Raw genomic sequence first — 24216 nt, 5'->3', positions numbered from 1 at the left:
GGTAAGGATGGATTACTTGCCGTGCTGGTGATCAGCGTGTTGCGCGGAGAGTTCGGCACCGGACATGAAGTCGAAGGTGTAGTCGCACATGTGGCCGGTGGCGGAGATTTCGCCCCAGGAGAAGGTGACGGCGGGCTTGGTAGCCTTGGCGCCGGACTTCTTGGCGGCGAGAAGCTTGGCCACGAGACGAGTGCGCTCGGCGGCGAGGATTTCGCGCATGCGCTGGTCGTTCTTGAGGTCAAACATGAGGCGGCCGTCCACATAGGTCTGGGTAGGGCGGGCGTAGATGCTGAGGGGGTTGTTGTCCCAGAGCACAACGTCGGCGTCCTTACCGGCTTCGATGCTGCCGACGCGGTTGTCGATGTGGAGCATACGTGCGGGGTTGAGCGATACCATGCGGAAAGCTTCTTCCTCGCTCATGCCGGCATACTTGACGCTCTTGGCAGCTTCCTGGTTGAGGCGGCGGGCCATTTCGGCGTCGTCGGAGTTGATGGCGACGTTGACACCGTTGGCAGCCATGAGGGCGGGGTTATGCGGGATGGCCTCGTATACCTCGTTCTTGTAGGCCCACCAGTCGGCGAAGGTAGACGCAGCGGCACCGTGAGTGGCCATTTTGTCGGCCACTTTGTAGCCTTCGAGGATGTGGGTGAAGGTGTTGACCTTGAAGCCCATTTCCTCGGCCAGGCGGATCAGCATGGTGATTTCGCTCTGGAGGTAGGAGTGGCAGGTGATGAAACGCTCGCCACGGAGAATCTCGGCGAGGGCTTCGAGTTCGAGGTCGCGGCGGGGGGCGGGCTTGCCGCTCTTTTCAGCGCCAGCCTTGCGCCAGGCATCCCATTCGGCCTGGTACTCCTTGGCGGCCTGGAAGGCATCCTTGAAGAGCTGCTCGACACCCATACGCGACTTGGGGTAGCGGCTGGAGGCGTCGCCCCAGTGGGTCTGCTTCACGTTTTCGCCGAGGGCGAACTTGATGAACTTGGGGGCGTTCTCGAAGCGGAGTCCTTCGGGGTTGGTGCCCCAGCGGAGCTTGATGATCTGGCTTTGGCCGCCGACGGGGTTGGCCGAACCGTGCAGCACCTGTGCGGCGGTGACGCCACCGGCCAGCTGACGATAGATCTGGATGGACGTGGGGTCGAGGTTGTCGCCCATTCGCACTTCGGCACTGACGGCCTGGGTGCCTTCGTTGACGCCACGGTCGGTAGCGATGTGGGTGTGTTCGTCGATGATGCCGGCGGTAAGGTGCTTGCCGGTGCCGTCAACGATGACAGTGCCCGCAGGTGCCTGGAGGCTCTTGCCTACGGCCTTGATTTTGCCGCCTTCGAGCAGTACGTCCGTGTTCTGGAGGATACCCTGGGCGGTGTTGGTCCAGACGGTGGCGTTGCGGATGAGGACGGTGTTGAGGGTCGGTGCCATGCCAGCGCCCACAAAGTCGTATGCCCAGTTAGGTACGTTGGTGGGGATGTCGGCCAGCTTGGGTGCTTCACCGGGCTTGGGTGCGTCGGTGGTATGGGTCTTCCAGCGGTCGGCGGAGAAGGTTACGGGCTTGCCGTTGAGTTCGCCGGAGCCGGAGAGGGTTTCGCCAACGAGGCTGCCGCGGAGGCGGTAGGCGGGGGCACCCTTGGTGGTGTCAGAGGCGAAGGTGAGGAGGTAGCTGCCAGCGTTGGCAACAACCGCACCTGCGAGCTCATATTTGGGGCCGCGCTTGACCTTGAGGGAGAGCTTGCCGGGGTCGCCAGCGACGGTGGCGGAGTCGGTACGGCCGTCGTAACGGATGACATAGCTGCCGCGGACGTCTTCAGCAGGGGCTGGGTTGACGGTATAGCGGCTGCCAGCTACCCAGGTTTCGCGGATGACAGAGCCATCGGTGAAGAGGTTGCCGGAGACGATAACGAGGTTGGCGAGTTTGCCACGCTCAAGGGTGCCTACCTGACGGTCGGCGCCGATGAGGCGAGCGGGGTAGGTGGTGAGTGCCTCAAGAGCTTTGGCTTCGGGCAGACCCAGGGCTACGACCTTGCGGAGGTTTGACAGGAAGGCGTCAACGTCCTTCTGGCCGAACATGGTGAAGCCGAAGGTAAGGCCCTTCTGGTGGAGCCACACGGCGTTGGCTGGCGCGGCTTCCCAGCGGCGCATGTTCTGGAGCGACACTGCGAGGGCGTCGGCGGGATCTTCCACATCGGTAGCAGTGGGGAAGGTAAGTGGCAGGAGCAGCTCGGGCTTGGAGGCCAGAACGTCGTCCATGCGCTCGTATTCAAAGCCAGTGCCGATGAGCACATAGGGCACGCCGAACTCCTTGCTGATGGCCTGCATGCGGTACATGTCGAGGACGTTGCCAGCAGGGAAGAAGAAGCGGGTTTTGTTAGCCATGTGCTGGCTGAGGGCCTCGAGCGAGCGGTTGTACTCGACCTTGGGTGTGCCAGGGTTGCTGGCAGCATAGCGGGTCTGGTTGGCGTACCACTGGGCGTCTGAGAAAGCCTGGCGGATGAGGGCGATGCCACCCATCAGCGAGCTGGGGTAGGACATGGGCGAGCTGCCTTTGCTGAGCGACACACCAGCTGATACACCTGTACGGAGCAGCTGGTCGTTGGAATTGCCGTCGCCGAGGAGCATGATGGCCCCTGCGCCGCGGATGACACCGTCGTTGTGGGCAACGTGGACAGAGGTAAAGCCAGCGGAACGGTATTTGGCTGCGAGGTCAGCATCGACCTTCAGGAGGTCGGCGGCGTTGGCTTCGGGCTGTACGGCCATGTTCCAATAGTAAGGCCCCTGACGTGAGCTTTTTTCCTGACCGCCAAAACCACGGGTAGCCATGATTTCAGGCAGGCCATAATGGCTGTAGGCATCTACGAGGCCTGGGTATACCCATTGGCCCTTAAGGTCGGTTGTGGGGGTGCCAGCGGGGATGGCAATGCCTGTACCAATAGCAGTAATTACGCCATCCTGAATAAGAATGGTCGCTTTTTCGATTTTCTGGCCGGGGGCAGGCACCACAGTTGCGTTGGTGAGGGCCTGCATGCGGAGGGGCTTGGTACGGAGGCCAGACGGAGGCGCTGTCTGCTGTGCCAAGCCTGCCAGCGGCAGGAGCGCAGCGAAGAGCAGCCCGAGCCAGGCACGGGGTCGAAGTCGCATCATAGGGTTTGTAAAAGAAATGAAGTTGGGTTAGAATGCTTGAAAAGGACGGCGGGACGCCAAGGCGCACTGCTCCTGTCTCAAGTTTACACCATAGGTGTTGCAATGGCTAATGCTGTCAGGAAGTGTTAACGTTCCTTCACATTTTCGAAGAAGGCCAGCCAGCCATTGCCTTGTTCAGGTAACCGCTGGGCCGCAAAGTGCAGATCGAGAGCGATGCAGATGCCCTGCAAGGGGAGGGACAACGCCCAGAAGGCGAGTGCCAGGGGGCGCAGGAGCCACGGGCCTGTGAAGGCCAGTTGCAGCCCAATGTGGTTGAGTTCCCAGTGGAGTTTTCCCCAGAAACCATAAGTGGCAGTAGCTTTGCGTAGTTGCCAGCCAGTGGTTTCGAGCCATTGCAGCCAGGTTTCAAGGGGAGGGTCGTGTTGGCGGTGGTTCAGGCTGTCGTAAGTAGTGCGTGAGTGGCGATCGGCCCAGTTTATGGCCAGAGGCATGAGGCGTTTAGGTGGTAATGGGAGGTATAGCAGAAGATATGCGCCGGGTTGGGCGGTTCGTGCCAGCTCGCGGAGGGTGTTGGCCGGGTTGGGCAGGTATTGCAGGACGGACAGGCATATAACTGCCTGAAAGGTGTTGTCGGGGAAAGGAAGAGGTTGAGCGGCATCGGCGAGAAGCGTTGTAAGGTTGGTGCCGTGCTGGAGTTGCTGAAGGGAATGGAGGTTGTGAGACTCGCGGTCGAGACAGGTGAGCTGGAGGTCCGGTCTTAGGGTTGCGAGGGAAACTGCGTGGTCGCCGGGACCCGTTCCGAGGTCGAGAACATGCGCCTGTGGCGGCAATGTTTTCGCAAGGTAGCTGATGCCTACCCGTATGTAGTGGTTACGGAGCAGGAGTGATAGGCGCAGCCAGCGGGCCAGTGTCAACAGCCAGCGCGAGCGCAGCAGCCAAGGCTGCCGATGTGAATGTAGGATGCTGGCCACGTGGTGAAGATAGGAAGCAGGTGAGGAAAGGAAGGAGAAAGGCTTGCGGAGGCTTGGACGGGGAGCGGATTCGTGCCAATTTTCGGTCATTCTCGACACTTACTCCCCTAATAATGAAGAAGCTGATTCTCTTCCTGTTGCTTGCAGTGACTGTGCAGGCGCAGGCCCAAATGAGCGCTGATGAGCGTGCCAAGCTGCTAAACCAATACCGCAAGACGAACCAGGAACTGGCGAAGACAGTGGCCAAGCTGAGCGAAGAACAACTTCACTGGCGCCCCGAAGGTGGCAAGCGCTGGTCGGTGGCAGACGTAATAGAGCACATGGTACTGGCCGAGCGTGGCCTGATGGGTTACTTCAACACGGCAATGGCCGTGAGCGGCAAAGCCCCCGACAGCCTGCTGGCCCAGACTAGAGGCAAGGATGATGCGATAATGGCGGGTGTGATGGACCGCAGCCGGAAAGCCGAATCGCCAGCGGCAGCCCAGCCACGGAATAACTTTCCTGACCTGAAAGCGACGATGGCGGCATTCACGGCCCGCCGCGACAGCACGATAGGTGTGATTCAGACGTCGACCGTGCCGGTGCGCGAGCGCGTGATGAAGTCGCCCGTGGGCACGATGGACGGCTATCAGTGGCTGCTGTTTATGGATGGACACGTGCAGCGTCACCTGGCCCAGATCAAGGAAGTGCTGGCTGACCCGAACTTCCCCGCAGGCAAAGGCCCAAAGAAGGTTAAGGCAAAAGGCAAGAAAGGCTGATCAGGCTATTTTTGACCATGAAACAACATTCTGGCAAGCTGATACTGGCAGGGGTGGTGATTGCGCTGCTCCTGTTGCTGTTCAAGTGCGAAGGCGGCTGCAGCAAGGGCAGTCAAACGGAAGGGGATGCAGCAGCTGACACCACCGGAACGACGGAGGCTGCGGCCCCCGCTACTGACGCCAAGCCTGCAACAGGCGGAACCGGCAAGCGCGATGGCAAAAGCACTGGCAGCACTGCAACCGGCACCGACGCCAGTGTGCGGGGCATACACCCAGCACAAGGCGGCAAGGACAGCAAGCTGAAGGTGATGTACCGCGGCTGCAACAACCTGATAGCCGTGAATGGCACCGGTCTTACAGGTGGACTGTCGGTAGCGGCGACACAGGCGGGTGTGGTGCCGAAAGGCGGCTACACGTACTCGGTGATTCCTTCGGGCGAGACGTGCACGGTGACGGTGTCGCAGGATGGCCAGAAGCTGTTTGAAGAAACCTACCGCGTGGTGGACGCCCCGCGCCCCGAACTGGTGCTGGCAGTGAATGGCCAGACGATAGACCGCGGGGCGGAAGTGTCGCTGACGGACGAAATGGAGCTGCGTGTAATCGCTGACCCGGACTTCCGGCTGGTGGCGCCCGACGAGGCGCGGTATCAGATTACCAACGCAGTGGTGAAGGGCCAGAACGGCATTCAGGTGCCGCGGCCCGTGGCCCCTGCCGTAACCGGGCAGACACGTGAGACGATGACGATTGTGCTGTCGGCCGACTTCAAGAAGAAGCTGAAGGCCGGCGACCGTTTCTACGTGCAGGCCGACAAGGTGAACCGACTAGGCAGCAGCACCATACCCGAGGTTTACTCGGTGCGGGAACTGACGTATGACCTGATTGTCAAGTAAGAACGAGGGGCTTCGGCCCCTTTTTTATTTTGGTATATGAAACAAGTGTGCATGGCCGGAACAGTGGGGCTGTTGATGTGGCTGGCGCTGCCGGCGTGGTCGCGGCAGGATGCATGGCAACTGAGTCAGGAAGCCAGAGCAGCACTACAGCGAGGAGATACAGGCGCGTATGTGCAGCTGAGTGCCCAGGCCGCCGAGGCGCTGCCTACGCACATGGGCTTTCGGTACAGGCTGGCGCGCGCATATGCCCTGATCGGCGAGCGTGGGGGTATGTATGCTGCGCTGAAGGAAATAGCGGCCAGCGGCCTGTATCTGCCAGTGGAGCAGGACACCGCTTTTGGCCGTTTTGCGACGGAGACAGCCTATCAGACGCTGGTGGCACAGATGAAGCGCAACCGCGAGCAGACGGGCGCAGGGCGCTCGTCAGTGGTAGTGCGGTTGCCGCAGCCCTTGCCGCTGCTGGCAGAGGGGCTGGCCTATGACGCCCAGCGGCAGGACTGGTATGTGGGAGGTGTACGGCCGCGCATGCTGCTGCGGATACCCAAACGGAAAGTCACCAAAGTGGAAGTTGCGGCCCAGTTGCCGGACTTGTATGGCGTGATGGGGCTTTTTCTGGATGCCAACCACAGGGAGCTGTGGGCCGCAACCGCTGCCCTACCCGCGAGTGGTATAGACAGTGCACTGCGGGGTAATGCTGCACTGGAGGTATTTCAGGTGAAGACCGGAAAGCGCCTGCGGAGGCACATGGTGGCACCGTTGGAAGGCCGCGACGTGGTGCTGGGTGACGTGTGTGTGGCAACGGATGGCTGGGTGTATGCCACCAACAGCACGGGCAATGAAGTGTACAGGATAAAGCGCGATGGCGCGGAAGAACTGGAGCTGTCGCCGTGGCTGCGTGTACAGGGTGGGCGATCATTGCAGGGGCTGACACAGGTAGGCAACCATCTGATAGTGGCCGATTATTCGACGGGCCTGCACTGGATTGACCTGAGGATGGGCACGCAAGGGCGCCTGGAAGTGGCGAAGGGCATCTGTCTGACGGGGATAGACGGGCTGTATGCATGGAAGGGGCAGCTGATAGCGGTACAGAATGGCACGGACCCACAACGGATTGTACGGCTGACACTGGCACCTGACCGCATGCGTGTGGAGCGGCTGGAAGTGCTGGAACAGAACACGGCGGGCTGGGGCGAACCCACGCTTGGCTGTGTGGTGGGCGATGCGTTTTACTACTGCGGCAACAGCCAGTGGAACCGAGTACAGGCGGATGGAACTGCGGCGGCAGATGGGGAGTGGCAGGCGGTGGAAATCCGTCGACTTGAGCTGAATCCTCGTTAAATTCAGCCTAAAGAAACAGCCAATGGAAAGCGGAACAGAAGCAGCGAAAGATTACAGCAACGGGCGCATCACTGTGCGCTGGCAGGCGGAACTGTGTATCCATTGTGGAAACTGTGCCAAAGGGTTGCCAGCGGTGTTCAAGCCGCGCGAGAAGCCTTGGATCAAGATGCACCAGGCGACAGACGAGGAGATTGTGGCTCAGGTGAAGCAATGCCCCAGCGGTGCGCTGAGCATTGTTTCCTGAGCACGGGCGTTACAATAGAAATAAAAAAGGCCAGCAATGCGCTGGCCTTTCTGTTTTGGAGGGTAGCGCTTACTTGCCGCCAGCCTTCGCGTAGTGTTCCTCTGCCTTGGCCCAGTTGACGACGTTCCACCATGCGCCTACGTAGTCGGGGCGCTTGTTCTGGTACTTGAGGTAGTAGGCGTGTTCCCATACGTCGCAGCCGATGATGGGGGTGCCTTTTACCTCGGCGATGTCCATGAGGGGGTTGTCCTGGTTGGGGGTGCTGACAACCTCGAGGCCATTGGCGCCGAGAATGAGCCAAGCCCAGCCCGAGCCGAAGCGGGTAGCAGCGGCAGCGGCAAAGGTTTCCTTGAACTTGTCGAAAGAGCCCCATTTGGCTTCGATGGCTTTGCCAAGGGTGCCAGTGGGAGTGCCACCTGCATTGGGGGCCATGATTTCCCAGAAGAACGCGTGGTTCCAGTGGCCGCCACCGTTGTTGCGGATAGCCATTTTCACATCGGCGGGGAGGCCGTTGATGTTGCGGATGAGGTCTTCGAGCGACTTGCCAGCGAGCTCGGCATGCTTGTCTACGGCCGCGTTGAGGTTGGTGACGTATGCGTTATGGTGCCGACCGTGGTGGATTTCCATGGTCATGGCATCGATGTGAGGCTCCAGCGCAGTGGGTGCGTAGGGGAGCGCGGGGAGAGTGAAAGCCATATTGCTGAATTGTAGTATGTCGGTTGGTGGTCAGTCCGGCAGTGTTTCCCGGAACTGCAATCTAAACACGGAACCGACAGGTTGGGTTCGGAAGGGCAGGGAATCAGCGGACACGGAGCGACTTCAGCGCTTTGGGCAGGGTCGCATGGAAAAGCTGTGCGAGCTCGAAGCCAGAGATGGAGGAGTCGGACTTGCGGACGCCCATGACACGGCGGGAAACCTTGACGCCGGGTCCGCGGACGGCTTTTGCCTCGGAAGAGCCACGAAGCTTGCCATTGCGGTCGTAGACGTCGATGCGGAGGTTGAGTTCGTAGAACTCGGTCTGCTGGAGGTTGGTGATGTCTTTGGCGCCGGGGCCGAGTTCGCGGTATGCCCGGGCGTGGATGACGATGCCCCAGTCGAGGGTGGGGTCGGCGCGGAAGGCGTTGGCAGGGGTTACTTCGTCGGGGAGGGCGATGATTCGGTAGCTGCGGGGATTACCGCCTGTCATGCCGGGGAGGCTCATGAGGGCGCGGCCGGGACGGAAGGCCGAGGGGCTGTTGTTGTACTGCGTGCGCTGAAGGGTGGTTTGCAGGACGAGGCTCAGTTCCTTTTCCAGCAGCAGGGTAAGGGTGTCGGCGGTGGGGAGTTCGCCGCGGTTGCTGTCGCGCACGCAGACGGAAGTGCGCGGCCCGTAGAGACCAGTGTTTACGCCATTGATAATCTGTTCGGGCCCCTCCAGGACGAGGGTGAAGTCGATGATACGGGTCTTTCCGTTGGCAGTGGCCTGCTGGGCCAGGACTGAAGACAGGCTAGCGGCCAGACCCAGGATCAGAAGAATCAGACGTTTCATGGCAGTGCTTTGAGCAAAAGTACTGCCAAGGCGCAAGGATTCTCAGGGTTTGGAAAAAGCAGACAGTGGTATCAGTGGGCGTTGCCGTGGATTCGGAGCCACTCGCGGAGTTCGGTAAGCACCATCTGGTTGATGTTTCGGGCGCTCTCGTGGCTCCAGCCACCGATGTGTGGCGTCATGATGAGGTTGTCGGCCTCGGAAAAGGCGAGCATGATGCCTTCGTCGCGGGCGGTGAGAGTGGTGAAGTCCTCGTTTTCGAAGACATCGAGCCCTACACCAAGCAGTCGATGACTGCGCAAGCCTTCGAGGATGGCTTCGGAGAGGACGACAGGGCCCCGCGCGAGGTTCAAGAGCCAGATGGCTTTTCGGAAACGGTCGAGAAACTGCTGATTGACGAGGTAGCGGGTTTCTTCGGTGAGCGGTACGTGCAGGGACAGGACGTCGGCTTCTTCGAAAATCTGTTCCATGCTGGCCTCGCGGGCGTAAGCATCGGAATAGTCTTTGCGATACTTATCGTATGCAAGGACTTTGCAGCCGAAGCCGGAGAGGCGTTTGGCAAAGGCGCGGCCAGTGTTGCCATAGCCGATGATGCCGACGGTTTTGTCGCCGAGTTCGAAACCCCGGTTGCCTTCGCGGTTCCACTGGCCGAGGCGCATCTGGCGGTCGGCGCGGGAGACATTGTGCATGAGGGAGAGGAGCATGCCGACTGCCTGTTCGCCCACGGAATTGGCATTGCCGCCGGGTGTAGCCTTGACGCTGATGCCCCGTTTTTTGGCAGCGGCAACGTCGATGTGTTCGAGGCCAGCGCCAGCGCGCACAATGAGTTTCATCTGCTGGCAGAGCTTGAGCTCGGGCTCGCGGATGGCGAGTTTGCTCTTCATGACCAGGAGGGTGACATCGGGAAGTCGGCGGCGGACGCTTTCGGGGCCGATGTCGGGGGCATACTCGACGTCGACATGAGAGAGCGTTTGCAGCTGGGCTACAAAGTCGGCCTCAAAGTGGTCGATAACGAGGAGTTTGGTCATGATTTGTCTGTTCGGTTTGTCGGCGGCTGCAAACTTCCGGAATTGTGGGGAGGAAAGCGAAGAAAAGCAGCGGGCGCAGCTGATTTTACAGTTGCGCCCGCTGGTACGTTCCCGGAAGGTTGTCAGCTGACGGCAAAGAAACCAAGGGTGTTGAGCTGCTGTCGCACAAAGCTGGTGAGGTTGCGGAGCATATCGGCGGAGAAGTCGAAGCGAACGCCTGCCGCGGCATAGACCTCGCCAATGGGGCGGGTGTAGCCGAGACGGAGCGCCTTCAGATAATCTTCCAATGCCTGCTGGGGGTTCTCGGTGCTGCGTCGCCACACCTGCAGGGCCCCCAACTGGGCCATGCCGTACTCGATGTAGTAAAAGGGCACCTCGAAGATGTGGAGCTGGCGGTGCCAGAGCCAGCTGCGGTCATCTTCGAGGCCAGCCCATGAGACAGAGTTGCCGAAGAATCGGGTGTGGAGTTCGGTCCACTTGTCGCGGCGCTGCTGCCGGGTGTGGGTAGGGTTGTCGTAAAGCCAGGTCTGGAAAGCATCGACGACGGCAATCCAGGGCAGGATGGTAATGGAGCGGAGAATCTGCTGGATTTGGGCGCGGCGCAGCTCGGCGGGGCTGGTGTAGAAGAGGTTCCAATGCTGCATGGATACGAGCTCCATGCTCATGGAAGCGAGCTCGGCTACCTCGCTGGGCACATTTTTCCAGGCGGAAAGGGCGAGGTCGCGTGTGACGAAGGAGTGGAAGGCGTGGCCACATTCGTGCACCATGGTGGTGAGGTCGCTCTGCGTGCCTACGGCGTTCATGAAGATGAAGGGCACGCCGGTTTCGTTGAGCGGGTAGTTGTAGCCACCGGGTGCTTTACCGATGCGCGAACCAAGATCCAGATGGCCCATGATGTCGAGTGTGCGGACCATGCTGCCGAGTTCGGGGCGGAGGTGCTGGAAGAGGGTAATGGAGCGGTCGAGCAGTTCTTTGTCGGTGGCAAAGGGGTGCAGAGGCTCGGTTCCGAAGGGGTCTACGGCGGTGTCCCAGGGCATTAGAGTGCCGAGGCCGAGGCGCTGACGGCGGTTCTCGTTGATTTCATCGCAGAGCGGGACGACGGCTTTTTCGATGGCATCGTGGAAGGCGAGGCAGTCGGCGCGGTTGTAGTCGAAACGGCCGAGCGCCTGGAACATGTAGTCTGTGAAGGAGGTAAAGCCGGCATTGAGAGCCACTTTGTGGCGCAGGGCCAGCAGCTCGTCGAAGAGATCGTCGAGGCGGTCACGGTCCTGGGCACGGCGCTCAGCGATCTTGCGCCAGATGGTTTCGCGTAGGCTGCGGTCGGTGCTTTCGAGGAGCTTTCCGGCCTGTTGCAGGGTGAGGGTCTGACCTTCGTGCTCGATGGTCATGGCCCCGGAGATGGCGCCATACTGCTGGGCCTTGAGGTCGATCTGGCTTTGGAGGTCTACGTTTTCCTCGCGGAAGAGCTCGATGTCTTTGGCAGCGAGGCGGCTGACGATGTCGTATTCGGGGCCGACAAGCTGCTGGCGGAAGGGCGAGTCGTAGAACTTTCGTGTGAGGGTCTGGTCGCGGCGGGTGGTGTAGGGACTGATGTGCTCAACGAAATACTGGTAGGCCTGCACGGCGGCTTCGTCCTGGGTGTTGCAGGTCATGCGGATGTAGCGGCGGCCGAGGTCTTCCTGCAAGACGGATTGCAGTTCATCTACCTGGTGCATCCATGTGCGGAGGTCGTCGACAGACTGGATGGATGCGTTTTCCAGCTGTTGATACCAAGGCTCCAGGGTAGCGACGTCGGAGGGGGAGAAGTCGGCTGGGAGTAGCTTGCGGACGGGCTTCTGGATGTCCAGCGGTGCGACAGTTGTTTCCATATTGGGAGTGCTTCCGGTATCAGATGAGGGAGGGCAAAGGTTAAAAGGGCGCTTTAGATGGTGGCACAATGGTTGTGCATGACTATTTTTCACAACCCTTTATAAAACCAAGACCCTGTCATGAATAAATGTCTACGCCTGTGGGTACTGTTTCTGTTATGCAGTACCGCAGCAGTTGAACAAAGCTACGCGCAATGCAGTTCGGGCTGTACCCGGAGTGCAACAACTGGGACTTATGCCTCTGGAAGTGCAGCCGTAACGCCCGCTGGGGGCGAAAAAATCTGTATTCCGGCTGGTCAGACCGTCACCATAACTGGCGACCTGACGGTTGGATTCAATGCACGCTATGAGGTTTGTGGCACATTGATCATACAGGGCACACTGACGGTAAGCAACCAACCAGACAACACTACCCCTGCATTTCTTTCGAATTCGGGCTCCAGTGTGAGCATGACGGGTAACCTGTCGATTTTTGGCAACTTCCGGAGCGAAGGCACGCTGGAGGTGGATGGATCGGCGACAGTGAACGGCGGCGGCGACCCTCGTCTTACCCTGACGGGCACGACAACCATAGATGGCGCTCTGACAATTTCGAACTCTGTGCCCAACAGCAACAGTGGTACGCTGACGATTGGCACCAACCTGACGGTAAATGGCGGATCCAGCTTCAGCAATACCGGGACTACCAACACGGGTGGCACTACCAGTATTGCGGGCACTTTCAGCAACACGGGCAATTACACTGGTACGGGCAACATTACCGTGAACGGTGGTGCAAGCCTGACAAACTCTGGCGCCCTGTCGACGTCGGGGAACCTGGCCAATCTGGGGACTACCACCAGCACCGGGGGCAGTATCAATGTCGGCGGCAACGTGTCGAACAATGGTGGAGCGACCATCAGTGTTACGGGTACTGATTTCAATGTAACAGGTGACTTTTCAAACACCGGGACTACCAATTTTGGGACGGGTTCGGTGGTGGAGGTTTCCGGTAACCTGACGAACAACTTTGGTGCGACGATCGGCTACACGGGCACGGGAGGCAATTGTGGCGGCTTCGCTGTAGGTGGTACGGCCACGCTCAATGGAAATGTAAACAGCCCAGCGGCAGTGTGTACGGATGCAGCAAGCTGCCCATGTGCAGTGGTGGCTGGCTCGGGTGTGCTGCCGGTGCGGTTGGTGCGGTTTGTGGCAGAGCGGAGTGCGCAGGGTGTATTGCTGGAGTGGGAGACTGCCAGTGAACAGAACAATCGGGAATTTGTTGTGCTGCGCAGCCAGGATGGCCGGCAGTTTGAAGCAGTAACTGCGGTAGCGGGTCATGGCACAACGCAGCAGGCCCAGCGGTACAGCTGGTTAGATATAGCGGCTCCTGCGGGGCGGGTATGGTATCGTCTTGAGCAGATTGACTATGATGGGCAGCGGAATGCAGGTCCTACTGTGGAAGTAGATGGGCGTGCTGGCCAGTTGTGGCAGGTGCTGCCCAACCCTGTGAGTGGCCCCGTTCAGGTTGTACTGCTTACAGCGGAAATCACGGCTGATGCTCCACATCGGATTGTGCTGCTTAACCAGGCCGGCGCCGTTGTATACCGCACAGAAGGCACACTGTCACAGGTAAACAGCCGACTGCCGGGGATTCTGGCCGACCAGCCAGCGGGCATGTATGTATTGGAAGTTGGCGCGGAAGGGCAACGAAGGCAGTTCCGGCTCCTTAAGCCTTGATGGCTGAGTGAAATAGACCTAGAAAGGAGTCTTTTTTTACTAATTCGACGTTGGTGGTTCCCGGCGGTGGATAAGTAAAAGTGGCTCCTTTCTACTAGTAAAGGTCAGAAGGGATTTAAGTTGTTTATAATAATATTGTTACGGTAGTGGGAAGATCGTTCCAAGTTTGGGTCATTACGTTTATTTACTTATAGCAATAGCCATACCTAATCTGTGGTAAATGCTTAAAAGAAGGGAAGTAGGATTGGCTGGAAAGCGGTAATCTGGTAAGTGTTAGACCTATTTACATGTAATAAACAGATCTCGGCACGGTGATTGCTAGTATGTTTGCAACCACTGCTTACCAGGCTAGAGAGATTATGTCACGTTTTACCAACTTTTCGCAGCGTCTGCGCGTGTTCGCAGGCCTTGCGGCATTCCTGCTGATGGCGCAGAGCGCCATGGCGGTAGATTACATATGGAATGGGTCCGCATGGTCGCCCAGCACTCCGCCCCCTTCTGCACCTGCGAACGGCGATCGACTTGTGTTTCAGGCAAATTTCAACAACACTGGTTTTAACCGCACGGGTTATGACATTGTTATTGACGGCAACTACACTGTTTCGTTGGGCGCGATAACCTACGGACCCGCGGGTTCGATGGATATCATTCTAACAGCAGGTTCGGGTTCGGCGTCACTAACAATGGCAAGCCTAACGATCAACAACAACCGTAACCTGACGTTTGACACGAATGGCGGTACGCTGAACGTGAACGTTACTGGCGAACTGGATCTGGGTAACTCGCAGAACATTTTCATCGGTAGTGGTGTGAATGTAGCGGTAGGAGGAAATATTACACCCGGCAACGGTGGCAACACATTCTTTGGGGGCTCTGGCTCGCTTACGGGTACCTGTACGCCCAACCCCTGTGCGTGCCCCACGAGTCCGTGTCCATCGGGCGGTGCCGTACTTCCTGTCAAGCTCATTGAATTCCGGGGCGAGCGCCAAGGCAGCAATGTGGGTCTTCAGTGGGCTACCATTACGGAGCTGAACAACTCGCATTTCGAGGTAGAGCGTTCGGTCGATGGCACCAACTTCGTGAACATTGGCCGTGTAGAAGGCCAAGGCACCCGTTCGGGCTATTACAGCTACGGTTACTCGGATGTAGGCGCCCCTGGTGCTGCCCAACTGTACTACCGCTTGAAGCAGGTAGATTACTCGGGTGAATTTGAATACAGCCCTGTGATTGAAGTTGGAGGTGCATCGGACAACTTCTGGTCGGTGCGTCCCAACCCTGTAACGGCGCCGCTGGAGATTGTCATCCTTACACCAGAGCTGAACTCGTCGGTGCGGCATCGTCTGGACATCCTGTCGGGGAATGGGAATCTGCTTACGAGCCTCAATGGCGATTTGCTTTCGATTACGCGCATGGCCAGCACGCTTCTGCAACAGCAGAACAGCGGTCTGTATCTGATTCGTCTTCAGGCTGCCGATAAAATGCAGACTTTCCGAATCGTGAAGCCGTGAGTTGAGATAACGTGATACAGAAATGGGGCGCGCCAGCGCCCCTTTTCTTTTTATGGTGTGTGTTGCAGGTCTTTTCTATAACTGGTGGTTATTCTGCTTTCGGCCAGAACCTCTGATTTTTTAACCAGATGGTAGGGTGATTTAGGAGGAGGAGTGCTAATTTGTAAGTATTACCCCTCTATTTCCAGTGAACCTACCATGAAGCTACTACTACGCACACTGATAGCAACAGCGCTGGTCTGTTTGCTACTACCCATTCAGGTTTCAGCAATCAACTACATCTGGGATGGGGCAACCTGGACGCCTAGTGCGCCACCTGCCACCTCTCCTGCTGGTGGCCGGCCACATACGGTGACCTTTCAGGCGAACTTTACGAATGCCGGATTGAACCTGACCGAATATGCAGGTATCATAGTTGACCCGGGCGTGACGGCGACAGTTGGGAACATCTTTTTGGGTGTGTTTGGCGTAGACCTTACCATATCAGGTACGGGCACACTCAACACGGGTGATATTGACATGACGGGTCTGGGTGGCGACCTGATTGTTGCTACAGGAACGACGCTGAACGTCAATGGAGACGTGAATGGATTGCTGGGCGTGGGGTCGGATCTGACGGTGAACGGCACCATCAACGTGACGGGTGATCTGATTGGCTTTGGGGGTTTTGCCGGGCTTCCTATTTCTGGCGGTGGCACAATCAATGGGAACTGTACGCCTCCATGTGATTGCCCTACGGCGCCATGCCCAACCGTGACCCCACTGCCTGTGCAGCTGGTGGCCTTTACCGGGGAGCAGCAAGGTGGAAATGTGTATCTGCGCTGGACAACCGCAAGCGAGTTGAACAACTCGCACTTCGAGGTTGAGTATGGAAGTGACGGTTCAGTCTTTAGCCAGCTGGGGCGAATAGCGGGGAGTGGAACCACACAGACGGTGCGTGACTACAGCTACGTGCATACCATGGCGCCGAGCGGCACATTGTATTATCGGCTGAAGCAGGTAGATTTTGATGGAGCGTACACCTACAGCCCTGTACTGGAACTTGATGGCCCAGGGAAGGATGCAGCATTTTGGTCGGTGCGGCCGAACCCGGTGACTGGCCCGCTGGAGATTGTTCTGATGACCCCGGAGCTGAGTGCGCAGACACAGCACCGAGCCGAGATGCTGGATGTCAGCGGCGGGGTAGTGTGTCGGGTGTCGGGTAATCTGGGGGTTGTGACGGCAGTTTTGTCGAGCCAGTTGCAGCAACAGAAGAGCGGTGTGTATCTACTTCGGCTATCGGCAGGAGATAAGCAGCAACTGGTGCGGGTGCTTCGGCCCTGAGTAGATTGTGGCCATTATAGCTTTTTAACAAAACAAAGCCCCGCGCGTCTGTGGGGCTTTGTTGCTGAAAGAAGAGTGTTAATAGGCGGCAATAGCAAGAGGCGCGACGCCACAAAGTGTAAAAATCGGCCTTTATTGGATTGTTGTTTGGGCTGTCATATTGCTTTCAGACACGGCCAAACAGGTTGTTTTTGTTAATATTGGCCTGCAAGTATGACAGAACGCAGTTCCATCTTCGACATGATTGGGCCGATAATGATTGGACCCTCGAGTTCGCACACGGCTGGTGTAGTACGCATCGGGCGTGCGGCACGGCATGCGTTGGGTCAGCCGGTGGTGTCGGCGGTGATTACGTTCTACAATTCGTTTGCGGCAACTTATGAGGGCCACGGCAGCGACCGCGCGGTACTGGCGGGTCTGATGGACTTTCCGACGGATGACGAGCGTCTGCGGAATGCCCCTGAGATTGCGAAGGAAGTAGGGCTGACTTACAGCTACCGGTCGGTGATGAGTGCGAGCAAACTGCACCCGAACTCACTTCGGATTCAGTGTACAGCGGCAGACGGAACGACGGCCGAAGTGTTGGGGGTGTCTCGGGGTGGTGGTTTGGTGTCCATCGTGGAGGTTGACGGATTCCATGCCAATTTCACGACGCAGTTGGACACACTGGTTGTGAAGGCAGATGACACAAAGGGCTCTATCGCGTTCATCGCAAGCATCTGCTCGCACGACAACTCGAACATCGCCACCATGACCGTTGGGCGAAAGGCCAAGAACAACCTGGCCTGTCTGATACTGGAGGTCGACAGTCCGCTCTCACAACTGTCGCTGGACTATATGCGCTCGCTGTGGTGGGTGAAATCGGTAACCAAGCTGCCGCCACTGAGCTGAAAATCTGACAACCTAGACGCGTTTTTCCTGTTTTTTCTCCCATCCATCCATCTTTTTTCACTCCCAGTCTGCGGAGAATGCAACCCTTAGGGTACCGATGTCTTCTTTGTGCATATCGCTGACCGGCGAGGTGACCAGAGAAACCCACAAGGAACTGCTGCCACTGAAGGCTGGACTCACGCTCAACACAATGTATATGACACGCGTCCAATTGACCACGCGCCTGAAACGCGCGTTACTGACCTCGGTTTGTGCGGTGGCCGGCCTGAGCACGGCAGTGCAGGCCCAGCAGACCGACCGTTTCCGGGAGCAGCAGACCCAAACCACTGGCACCAACAAGAAGCAGCTTACCCTGCAACAGTGCGTAGATCTGGCACTGGAACGCAACCTCACGGTGATGCGGGCTGAGAACAGCCTTCAGCAGGCCCAGGTGGATCAGCTTCAATCGAAGCTGGCGTACATCCCATCGGTGAACGGTTCGGCGAACTTCAACCGATCTTTCGGTACGGCCTTTGACCAGATCACTTTTGCGCGGGTAGAACGTAATACCAATACCAGCAGCCCACAGCTTGGGTTGTCGACGCCGCTGTTTGCGGGTCTTAGCCGCTATTACACACTGCGGCAGAACATGGCAAACCATGATGCAGCGATTGAAGGGCTGGCCCGTACTCGAAATACCGTGACCCAGAACGTGATTCTGGCGTATCTGAATGTGGTGTTCGACCAGTCGAACATTGATATTACCCAGACGCGCATCAAGCTGCTGCAAAGCCAGTATGAGCGCACCGACAAACTGTATCGCGCAGGCTCGGGCACTAAGTTTGATGTACTGAATGTGCAGAGCCAACTGGCAGTAGAAGAGCTGAACCTGATTAACCAGCAGAACACCCTTCGCACGGACAAGATTCGTCTGCTGCAACTGATACAGGAAGCACCCGGCGACAGCCTGGATGGCGGCTACGATTTTCAGGCGGTGGATACTTCGGTGGTTGCATCGCGCCTGACGAATGAGAGCCTGCCGCCCATCACGGCAGTAGAAGCCTATGCGCTGGAGAACATGCCGGAAATCAAGGAATCGAGTTTCCGCCTCAAGGCTTCCCGCTACAGCCAGAAAGTAGCCTTCTCGCGTTACTTCCCGACGCTGACTTTCAACGCTGGTTTCAGCTCGAGCTATTCGTCAAACCAGGTGTTCCGCGACCCACTCACAGGTGTAACCGGCGGAGAGATTCCCTACTTTACTCAGCTTAGCGACAACAAGAGCTATTTCCTCGGCCTGTCACTCAATATTCCGATTTTCAACGGCTGGCAGGTAGGTCGAGGTTTCCAGATTGCCAAGATTCAGTACAAGAACGCGCAACTGGATTACGCGCAGGCCCAGAACGACCTTCAGCTGCGAGTGCGTCAGTCATATTTCGATGTGCTGGCAGCACAGGAGCAGCAACGCAGTCTGCTGCGTCAGTCGGCAGCCCTGAACGAGGCGTTTACGATTGCCGAGGCGCAGTACAACGCGGGCACCATCAACTTTGTGCAATATCTGGAAGCGCTGAACAACCGCTCGCGTATCGAGCAGCAGCGTTTACAGTCGATCTACAACTATTATTTCCGCCGGAAGATTCTGGACTTCTTCCAGGGCAAGCCGATCACGTTCTAACCGGCTAGTCGTACTTCAATTTCCGACTCACTCTTCCTCACCCCCTATTCTCCAACAGCAGCTATGAAAGGATGGAAACTAATCGGGATCATCGTCGGGGCAGTCATTGCCCTCCTGGTGGTTCTGAAATTCACCGGTGTAATCGGTGGCAAGCAAGGCATCGAAGTGGAGGCTGACAAGGCCGCCAAGCGCACGCTGATTTCGAAGGTATCTGAATCGGGTACGATTCAGGCCGACGTTGAAGTTCCGATTACTTCCGACGTGTCGGGTGAAGTGATTTCGGTGCACGTAAAAGAAGGCGAGTTTGTGCGCAAAGGCCAGCTGATGTTCGTGATACGCCCCGACAATTTCCAGGCCGCTCTGGAGCAGTCTACGGCTTCGCTGAACAGCGCCAAGGCCGATCTGGAGAACCAGCGTGCTGCCCTTCAGAGTGGTATTGCCAACCTGAAGCAGGATTCGATCAACTTCCAGCGCCAGAAAACGCTGTTTGAGCAAAAGGTAATTTCTGTTCAGGATTTTGAAACCGCCCGCCTGAACTACGAAGTTCGCAAGGCGACTGTAGAGCAGACCCGTCAGTCGATGAACGCTGCCTACTATCGTGTTCGGAGTGCGGAGGCCAGCCTGAAGCAGGCGCGCGAGAACCTGCTGCGTACCAGCGTATATGCTTCCATGGACGGAACGATTACCCGAGTAGACGCAGAAGTAGGCCGTCGTCTGGTAGGTACGGGCCAAATGGCAGGTACAGAAGCCATGCGTATTGCCGACCTGACGGACATGGAAGTTCAGATTCAGGTAAACGAGAACGACATCGTGAACATCTCACTGGGCGACACTGCTACCATTGAGGTAGATGCTTTCCCGGGCAAACTGTTCCGTGGCCGGGTGTCTGAAATTGCCTACTCGCCCAACACCGCGAGCGGTACCAGTGCAGCCGCCACCAACTCGCAGGACCAGATTACGGCCTATCCTGTAAAGGTTGCCATTGACCCGGCGTCGTACATAAACGATCCGGTGGTAATGGCGGGCCTGCCGAAGACGAAAGGTCCTTTCCGCCCAGGTATGTCGGCGATGGTAAACATCTTCACAGACCGTGTTGAGGGCGTAGTTTCGGTACCGATTGCCGCGGTTACCATTGACCGCAGTGCGGCCATGGGTGGCAGCGCAGGTGGTGCCAAGCCGAAGGAAGTGGTTTATGTGCTGGATTCCAGCGCAACTGCCGTAAAGGTTAAGATGGTACCCGTTTCCACTGGCATCAGCGATGGCGACTTCATCGAGGTGAAGGAAGGCCTGAAGGAGAATGAGCGCCTGGTTGTGGGTCCGTACGTGACGATTACCAAGCTCCTGAACGATGGCGCCCTGGTACGCGTGAAGGCTGCTGACCAGAAGAAAGGTCCAGGCGGCCCAGGCGGCCCGGCCGGTCAACCTAAATAAGGTACATGGCTGATATAGAACCGACTGAATTGTTGCAGCGCCCAACTGTTGCCGTCATTGGCGGAGGCAGTTGGGCGACTGCTTTAGCAGAGCTGCTGGCAGAAGCAGGTCATCGCCTGCGATGGTGGCTGCGCGACCCGCAGGATGTAGCCCATATACGAAAAACCGGCCGCAACCCCAGCTATCTGCCAGAGGCAAAGGTTGACCGCAGCCAGCTGTGGGTAGGCACGGATATTCGGGAATGTGTGGCGCCAGCTGATCTGGTGCTCTTTGTTATACCGGCAGCCTACATTGGCAGTGCTACCTCGCAACTGACGGCCGCCGACCTGGCAGGCAAGAAAATTGCTTCGGCCATCAAGGGGTTGGAGGTCAACAGTGGGCTTCGCATGGCCGAGTTTTTTGCCCAAACGCTGCATATAAAGCCAGAGGATTATGCAGTGGTAGCTGGCCCAAGCCATGCCGAAGAGGTTTCGCGGGGGCGCACTACACTGCTGACCGTAGGCTCAGCCGATAAGGCCACAGCCGAGTTGGTAGCTGACAGCCTTCGCTGGAACCACATGCATGTAGTGACCTCCAATGACGTGGCGGGCCTGGAGTTTGCCGGGATTACAAAGAACATCTATGCTGTGGGGATAGGGCTGGCATTGGGGCTGGGATATGGCGATAACTATCTGGCGATGTATACGGCGAACTGTCTGCGCGAAATGGACCTGTTTCTGCGCGAACTGGCGCCAGTAGCTGCCGCCGAGCGACACATTGCAGACAGCGCTTATCTGGGAGACCTGCTGGTAACAGCTTACAGTCAGCACAGCCGAAACCGTACCCTTGGTCGGTTTGTGGGCGAAGGGATGACGCCACAGCAGGCATTGGACCACATGAATATGGTGGCGGAGGGCTACTTTGCCTCGCGTCTGATGGCAGGCCGTACGCGTCCTGAGCAGTTGCCAATTGCCCATGCGGTATATCGGGTGCTGCACGAGGGGGCTGATGCGGCAGCCACACTGGAAGGCCTTTTGCCTGGGTTTCGCTAGCCTGGGCAGTATTATGAGATAAACGGCAAGCCCCAGAGTTATCTGGGGCTTTTTATATGCTGGAGCAGTGTGCGGCAGGTGCGGTCTACCATTGCATAGACCTCGTGAAAGCCCTGTATGCCGCCGTAATAGGGGTCGGGGACATTGCCCGGGCCTTCCGGGTCAAAATGGCGGAAAAGGCGAATGTGATGGGTGTCATGGCCACGGAGTTGTGCAAGTTCCTGTACATCCTGCAGGTTGTAGCGGTCCATACAGAGGATGTACTGGAAGGTGTGTAGATCCTGTGGAGTGAGCTGGCGTGCCGTATGGTAATCGGGAATTTCGTGTAGCTGAAGCAGTTGTCGGGTCCGATGGTCCGCAGGATGACCCACATGGGAGGCTCCTGTGCCACAGGAATCGATTCGGATTTGGTCTGTGAGCCCTTCTTCTTTCACCAGATGGCGGAAGACGGCATGTGCCATGGGCGAGCGGCAGATATTGCCTAGACAAACGAAGAGTACAGAGGCAGTCATGTGCTGCAATTGGAAGCTGGGTACAAAAGCAAAACGTGCAGCCATTGGCTGCACGTTTCATATCTCAAACCTTGCGTTCTATTAACGGTCGTTCTTGGTGCGCATCGGGCTGCCGACGCGGATCATGGCGCAGCGGAAGCCAATGGTGGCGGCGCTGGAGTCGGCATTGTAGAAGCGACGGGCGCCAGTGGTGCTGTAGTAGGCGATATCGGCCCAAGAACCACCACGGTATACCTTTACGTTGTCGTTAACACCACCGCGACGGCCTTTGATGTCGGGTTGCGACTGCCAGTTGGGATTTTCGGGGTGGTAGAGGAGCGAGGTAGAACCGTCGTAGTTGTCGTCAGCAGTCTGCTGGTCTTCAGTCTGGCCACGGCGGCGGGCGGGGTTCAGATCCTCAACGTCTTCGTAAGAAAGAACACGATAGGTATCAAAGGTCCACTCAGCTACGTTACCAGCCATATTGTAGAGGCCGAAATCGTTGGGCCAGAAGGCACCTACAGGGGCAGTAATCATGTAACCGTCATTCAGGCCTTCGAACATGTTCGACTTGCCCTGGTTGGAACGACCGGCATAGTCACCACGACCGCGCTTGATGTTCGACTGGAAGCGGCCCTGAAGATTACCATATGTCCAGCGGAGGGACTTGCCCTGCCAGGGATACAGTTCCTGCTCGAGACCACCGCGCGAGGCATATTCCCACTCTGCTTCAGAGGGCAGGCGGTAGGCAGGGTAGGCTACGAAATCCTCTTCGCCGTCATCTTCCTTCTTGATGGCATTGGCGCGGGTAGTACGCCAAGCGCAATACTCATTAGCCTGGTACCAGTTGATGCCAACGACGGGGTACATGTTGAAACCCTCGTGCTGGAAATAGTACTGTACGTAGGGGTCGTTGTAAGCAAGCTCGCGATACCATACCATGGTGTCGGGGAGCATGCGCTCGTATTTGGTTTGGCCGGAGTCCTGCAGAACATGGTAGAGGAATTCCTTCCAGTCCACGTTTGCAACTTCGGTCTGGTCCATGTAGAAGGAGGCAACCGTAACCTGACGCTCGCGGTTGTCCATTGCGCCCGCAATGTCCTCTTCGCCACTACCCATGATGAACGTTCCGCCTTCAACGAAGACGAGGCCGGGAGCGGTTTCGGGACCAGCGTAGTCCTTCACCTGGAATCCGCCTTCTTCGTTGTATTCAGCCCCAGTCTTGGAGCTTACTTTCGGCACGCGGTTGATGTCGCTGTTACCGCCAAAGAAGCAGCCTTGAAGGAGGGAAACTGCTGCAATGGCCATCAACGCTTTGTAGCGTAGTCTCATAATCAGGTAGTAATGCGGTTTGAGGTTGCGCAAATATATGCCAAACTTCCAATGCAAACAAAAGCCGGAAATAAACGCGTACGGTGTGAATAACTCCGAAAACCGGATTAGACAGACTGCTGGGGCGCTTTCCCGACCAAATTGGCAGAAGAGTTGGTTCTAAAATGCCAAGCCAAGCTACGAAGAAAATCCAGCGGCGCAAGCATGTGAATGTTCTGGAAACTATTTTTTGCGCCTAACGTGCTGAACTGCATACGGTTTGCCGGGTACATCAATTGGGGTTGGCCGTTCGCCAGGCAAAGAGGTTCAGGAGTATCTGGTCGGGAGGATACAAGTAGGGTGTGGAAAACCGACTTGCCTGTGCATTGCGTATGTCGACCTCAAAGCCAGCCTGCCGCAGGATGCTGAGGATCTCGGGCAAAGTACTGGGGGCATCGTTGGGCGAATGGTATTCCACAAACAGCTGCTGGACGCGCGACAGCTGGGGGGCGGAGTCGATAAGCACGGCGGTTTCTGCGCCTTCGATATCGATTTTAAGGAAGTCGATGACCGAGTGTTGTGAAAGGACATCTGCCAGGCGGATACTGGGAACCGACAGTTTGCCAGCAGAATGAATGCCACCACTGTCGGCGCCGGTGCTGGCGAAGGATACACCATTGGAGTGTGTCCAGACGGCAGCCTGACGGGCCTCAACGTTGGTGATGCCATTGCGGGCGAGATTGCCTGCGAGGTATACGAAGACATGCGGGTCGGCTTCATAGGCAAGAATGCGTGCCTGCGGATAAGTGTTGGCGAACCAGAGGGCGCTGGTGCCGACATTGGCACCACAGTCTATGATAACAGGCTGGGGGGAGGTGGGGCGGAAGCGGTAGAAGTCGTCGGCGAAGATTTCCTGCAGCTGCCACAATACACTGAGGAAGTCGGGCACGTGAAAAGCGAGTCCAGCAAACCGAAAAGTGGTAGGGGTGTTGCGGCTCCTGCGGGCGTACCGGACGGCCAGCCAGAGGATATTGCGCAGGGTGCTATTGCGGAAGATGCTGCCCAGTTGCTTGAGTGTCAGCGCAGCGAGAATGCCCCGGGTAACCATT

20 protein-coding genes are annotated in these 24216 nt (G+C 57.6%); 11 read left to right on the top strand and 9 right to left on the bottom strand.

The window, feature by feature from the left end; all coding sequences use genetic code 11:
- Positions 1-12: 12 nt before the first annotated feature.
- Complete coding sequence (locus AC2D8O_RS01195) at positions 13-3129, bottom strand: amidohydrolase family protein (protein ID WP_484676949.1); 3117 nt, start codon at positions 3127-3129, stop codon at positions 13-15.
- Positions 3130-3254: 125 nt separating this feature from the next.
- On the bottom strand, positions 3255-4100 hold the full coding sequence (locus AC2D8O_RS01190) for a class I SAM-dependent methyltransferase (protein WP_484676948.1): 846 nt from the start codon (positions 4098-4100) through the stop codon (positions 3255-3257).
- Between the two features lie 113 nt (positions 4101-4213).
- Here AC2D8O_RS01190 and AC2D8O_RS01185 point away from each other — a divergent pair, with 113 nt between their 5' ends.
- From AC2D8O_RS01185 to AC2D8O_RS01170, 4 genes are read left to right on the top strand one after another with little or no spacing between them, the layout of a single operon-like run.
- Positions 4214-4858, top strand: coding sequence for a DinB family protein (locus AC2D8O_RS01185; RefSeq protein WP_484676947.1), 645 nt, complete (start codon positions 4214-4216; stop codon positions 4856-4858).
- A gap of 17 nt (positions 4859-4875) precedes the next feature.
- A complete protein-coding gene (locus tag AC2D8O_RS01180; protein ID WP_484676946.1) occupies positions 4876-5748 on the top strand; it encodes a GldM family protein in 873 nt (290 codons plus the stop codon).
- A 36-nt stretch (positions 5749-5784) separates the two neighbouring features.
- Entirely contained in the window at positions 5785-7086 is a 1302-nt protein-coding gene (locus AC2D8O_RS01175; RefSeq protein ID WP_484676945.1) for a hypothetical protein, read from the top strand.
- 22 nt (positions 7087-7108) lie between these two features.
- The gene (locus AC2D8O_RS01170) at positions 7109-7330 is read left to right on the top strand and encodes a (4Fe-4S)-binding protein (protein ID WP_484676944.1); all 222 of its coding nucleotides are present in this window, start codon (positions 7109-7111) and stop codon (positions 7328-7330) included.
- 69 nt (positions 7331-7399) lie between these two features.
- Here the strand turns inward: AC2D8O_RS01170 and AC2D8O_RS01165 are convergent, their stop codons facing one another.
- From AC2D8O_RS01165 to AC2D8O_RS01150, 4 genes are all read right to left on the bottom strand, one after another.
- The gene (locus AC2D8O_RS01165) at positions 7400-8026 is read right to left on the bottom strand and encodes a superoxide dismutase (RefSeq protein WP_484676943.1); all 627 of its coding nucleotides are present in this window, start codon (positions 8024-8026) and stop codon (positions 7400-7402) included.
- Between the two features lie 103 nt (positions 8027-8129).
- Positions 8130-8858, bottom strand: a complete 729-nt coding sequence (locus tag AC2D8O_RS01160) for a hypothetical protein (RefSeq protein WP_484676942.1) — start codon at positions 8856-8858, stop codon at positions 8130-8132.
- 71 nt (positions 8859-8929) lie between these two features.
- Complete coding sequence (locus tag AC2D8O_RS01155) at positions 8930-9883, bottom strand: NAD(P)-dependent oxidoreductase (RefSeq protein WP_484676941.1); 954 nt, start codon at positions 9881-9883, stop codon at positions 8930-8932.
- A 122-nt stretch (positions 9884-10005) separates the two neighbouring features.
- The gene (locus tag AC2D8O_RS01150) at positions 10006-11751 is read right to left on the bottom strand and encodes a M3 family oligoendopeptidase (RefSeq protein WP_484676940.1); all 1746 of its coding nucleotides are present in this window, start codon (positions 11749-11751) and stop codon (positions 10006-10008) included.
- Between the two features lie 450 nt (positions 11752-12201).
- Here AC2D8O_RS01150 and AC2D8O_RS01145 point away from each other — a divergent pair, with 450 nt between their 5' ends.
- The 7 genes from AC2D8O_RS01145 to AC2D8O_RS01115 all read left to right on the top strand — a co-directional run bounded on the left by AC2D8O_RS01145 (position 12202) and on the right by AC2D8O_RS01115 (position 21305).
- Positions 12202-13470 (top strand): T9SS type A sorting domain-containing protein, encoded by a 1269-nt coding sequence (locus AC2D8O_RS01145; RefSeq protein WP_484676939.1) that lies wholly within the window; start codon positions 12202-12204, stop codon positions 13468-13470.
- Between the two features lie 359 nt (positions 13471-13829).
- Positions 13830-14978, top strand: a complete 1149-nt coding sequence (locus AC2D8O_RS01140) for a T9SS type A sorting domain-containing protein (RefSeq protein WP_484676938.1) — start codon at positions 13830-13832, stop codon at positions 14976-14978.
- 198 nt (positions 14979-15176) lie between these two features.
- Entirely contained in the window at positions 15177-16301 is a 1125-nt protein-coding gene (locus AC2D8O_RS01135) for a hypothetical protein (RefSeq protein WP_484676937.1), read from the top strand.
- Between the two features lie 213 nt (positions 16302-16514).
- Positions 16515-17192, top strand: coding sequence for an L-serine ammonia-lyase, iron-sulfur-dependent subunit beta (gene sdaAB / locus AC2D8O_RS01130; RefSeq protein WP_484676936.1), 678 nt, complete (start codon positions 16515-16517; stop codon positions 17190-17192).
- Positions 17193-17289: 97 nt separating this feature from the next.
- The gene (locus AC2D8O_RS01125; RefSeq protein ID WP_484676935.1) at positions 17290-18843 is read left to right on the top strand and encodes a TolC family protein; all 1554 of its coding nucleotides are present in this window, start codon (positions 17290-17292) and stop codon (positions 18841-18843) included.
- A 63-nt stretch (positions 18844-18906) separates the two neighbouring features.
- Positions 18907-20274 (top strand): efflux RND transporter periplasmic adaptor subunit, encoded by a 1368-nt coding sequence (locus AC2D8O_RS01120; RefSeq protein WP_484676934.1) that lies wholly within the window; start codon positions 18907-18909, stop codon positions 20272-20274.
- 5 nt (positions 20275-20279) lie between these two features.
- Complete coding sequence (locus AC2D8O_RS01115) at positions 20280-21305, top strand: NAD(P)H-dependent glycerol-3-phosphate dehydrogenase (protein ID WP_484676933.1); 1026 nt, start codon at positions 20280-20282, stop codon at positions 21303-21305.
- A gap of 38 nt (positions 21306-21343) precedes the next feature.
- Here the strand turns inward: AC2D8O_RS01115 and AC2D8O_RS01110 are convergent, their stop codons facing one another.
- From AC2D8O_RS01110 to AC2D8O_RS01100, 3 genes are all read right to left on the bottom strand, one after another.
- On the bottom strand, positions 21344-21817 hold the full coding sequence (locus tag AC2D8O_RS01110; RefSeq protein WP_484676932.1) for a low molecular weight protein-tyrosine-phosphatase: 474 nt from the start codon (positions 21815-21817) through the stop codon (positions 21344-21346).
- A gap of 81 nt (positions 21818-21898) precedes the next feature.
- On the bottom strand, positions 21899-23128 hold the full coding sequence (locus tag AC2D8O_RS01105) for an SUMF1/EgtB/PvdO family nonheme iron enzyme (protein WP_484676931.1): 1230 nt from the start codon (positions 23126-23128) through the stop codon (positions 21899-21901).
- A gap of 271 nt (positions 23129-23399) precedes the next feature.
- Complete coding sequence (locus tag AC2D8O_RS01100) at positions 23400-24215, bottom strand: FkbM family methyltransferase (protein WP_484676930.1); 816 nt, start codon at positions 24213-24215, stop codon at positions 23400-23402.
- Position 24216 lies beyond the last annotated feature (1 nt).

This window comes from Pontibacter sp. T17, from assembly GCF_057219875.1.
Note: the sequence above shows the minus strand (reverse complement) of the source record. Positions and strands in the feature narration are given on the sequence as shown.

Coding starts and splice junctions, on each gene's coding strand:
- AC2D8O_RS01135 (WP_484676937.1), top strand. CDS start 15,177: ATGAAGCTACTACTACGCACACTGATAGCAACAGCGCTGGTCTGTTTG.
- AC2D8O_RS01105 (WP_484676931.1), bottom strand. CDS start 23,128: ATGAGACTACGCTACAAAGCGTTGATGGCCATTGCAGCAGTTTCCCTC.
- AC2D8O_RS01150 (WP_484676940.1), bottom strand. CDS start 11,751: ATGGAAACAACTGTCGCACCGCTGGACATCCAGAAGCCCGTCCGCAAG.
- AC2D8O_RS01110 (WP_484676932.1), bottom strand. CDS start 21,817: ATGACTGCCTCTGTACTCTTCGTTTGTCTAGGCAATATCTGCCGCTCG.
- AC2D8O_RS01185 (WP_484676947.1), top strand. CDS start 4,214: ATGAAGAAGCTGATTCTCTTCCTGTTGCTTGCAGTGACTGTGCAGGCG.
- AC2D8O_RS01170 (WP_484676944.1), top strand. CDS start 7,109: ATGGAAAGCGGAACAGAAGCAGCGAAAGATTACAGCAACGGGCGCATC.
- AC2D8O_RS01145 (WP_484676939.1), top strand. CDS start 12,202: ATGACGGGTAACCTGTCGATTTTTGGCAACTTCCGGAGCGAAGGCACG.
- AC2D8O_RS01140 (WP_484676938.1), top strand. CDS start 13,830: ATGTCACGTTTTACCAACTTTTCGCAGCGTCTGCGCGTGTTCGCAGGC.
- AC2D8O_RS01155 (WP_484676941.1), bottom strand. CDS start 9,883: ATGACCAAACTCCTCGTTATCGACCACTTTGAGGCCGACTTTGTAGCC.
- AC2D8O_RS01125 (WP_484676935.1), top strand. CDS start 17,290: ATGTCTTCTTTGTGCATATCGCTGACCGGCGAGGTGACCAGAGAAACC.
- sdaAB (WP_484676936.1), top strand. CDS start 16,515: ATGACAGAACGCAGTTCCATCTTCGACATGATTGGGCCGATAATGATT.
- AC2D8O_RS01180 (WP_484676946.1), top strand. CDS start 4,876: ATGAAACAACATTCTGGCAAGCTGATACTGGCAGGGGTGGTGATTGCG.
- AC2D8O_RS01160 (WP_484676942.1), bottom strand. CDS start 8,858: ATGAAACGTCTGATTCTTCTGATCCTGGGTCTGGCCGCTAGCCTGTCT.
- AC2D8O_RS01195 (WP_484676949.1), bottom strand. CDS start 3,129: ATGATGCGACTTCGACCCCGTGCCTGGCTCGGGCTGCTCTTCGCTGCG.
- AC2D8O_RS01175 (WP_484676945.1), top strand. CDS start 5,785: ATGAAACAAGTGTGCATGGCCGGAACAGTGGGGCTGTTGATGTGGCTG.
- AC2D8O_RS01165 (WP_484676943.1), bottom strand. CDS start 8,026: ATGGCTTTCACTCTCCCCGCGCTCCCCTACGCACCCACTGCGCTGGAG.
- AC2D8O_RS01115 (WP_484676933.1), top strand. CDS start 20,280: ATGGCTGATATAGAACCGACTGAATTGTTGCAGCGCCCAACTGTTGCC.
- AC2D8O_RS01120 (WP_484676934.1), top strand. CDS start 18,907: ATGAAAGGATGGAAACTAATCGGGATCATCGTCGGGGCAGTCATTGCC.
- AC2D8O_RS01100 (WP_484676930.1), bottom strand. CDS start 24,215: ATGGTTACCCGGGGCATTCTCGCTGCGCTGACACTCAAGCAACTGGGC.